Source organism: Micromonospora sp. NPDC050686, from assembly GCF_040654475.1.
GTDB lineage: Bacteria > Actinomycetota > Actinomycetes > Mycobacteriales > Micromonosporaceae > Micromonospora.
On sequence record NZ_JBFAID010000154.1, the window covers coordinates 1 to 1,012 of the forward strand.

Consider the following 1,012-nt stretch of genomic DNA (forward strand, 5'->3'; position numbering starts at 1 on the left):
CTGGTCGTTGAGGGTGCCCAGGACCGCGACCAGGGCCTGCACTGTGGCGGCGTAGGCGGCGGTGACCACGGCTGGCTGGCCGAGTTGTTCGCTGCGCAACGCGTCCTGAATCGCGGCGGCCTTGGCGGCGATGTCGCGGCGGCGGGCGCGTTTGAGGGCCGTGCTGATCTGCCCGATGCTCAACCGGGCCGCAGCCGCCGGGTCGGGGGCCTTCGCGAGGAGTTCCAGGGTGTCGGCGGCGTCGAGGTCCTCGAAGGCCTCCAACGCGGCCGGGAAGTACTCCCGCAGCGCGTGACGCAGCCGCTGCCCGGTGCGGGTGCGTTCCCAGATCAGCGTCTTGTGCATCCGGGTGACGACCTTGACCGCCTCGGCCTCGGGGCTGTCACCGGCGACCGGACGCAGCTCGTGCGCATGCGTGCGGACCATGTCGGCCAGCATGTGCGCGTCCGCGGCGTCGCTCTTGGCGCCCGACACGCCCAACCTCTCGCGATACCGGGCAGCCTGCAGCGGGTTGACCGCGTACACCGTGTACCCGGCCGCGATCAACGCCTGCACCCACGGGCCCCGGTCCGTCTCGATCCCGACCTTCACCCGCCCGGCAGCGTCCTCGGCGTCCTCGGCGAGATGCTCACCGATCATCGCGTGCAGCCGAGCCATGCCCGCCACGCCCTCGGGCAATCTGGCCTTGGCCAGCCTGCGCCCAGCGGCGTCCATCAGCTCCACGTCGTGGTGGTCCTCGGCCCAGTCATCTCCCACGAACAGCAACGCATCTCCCGTCCTCGACACCAGCAGCCGGCAGCCGGCAGGAGAACCATCAGCGACCTAATGAAGCAGTGCTCACGCCGCAAACCAGCGGGCACGACATCCCATCAGCGATCAACTCTCCCGGCCATCCGGCAGGGGCACGGTCTTACATCAGGACTCAAGATCCAGGAGGGACGAGTGCTCACCCACCGGCGGCTACCACCGGACGAGTCTGCCTGAGGCCGACCCGCAACACTCATTAGGAGGG

General features: G+C 69.7%; 1 protein-coding gene. It reads right to left on the minus strand.

The features are described from left to right. Window positions 1-756: IS110 family transposase (locus tag AB0H57_RS32890; RefSeq protein WP_357512659.1), on the minus strand; the 756-nt coding region annotated here is incomplete at its 3' end. Window positions 757-1,012: the final 256 nt, after the last annotated feature.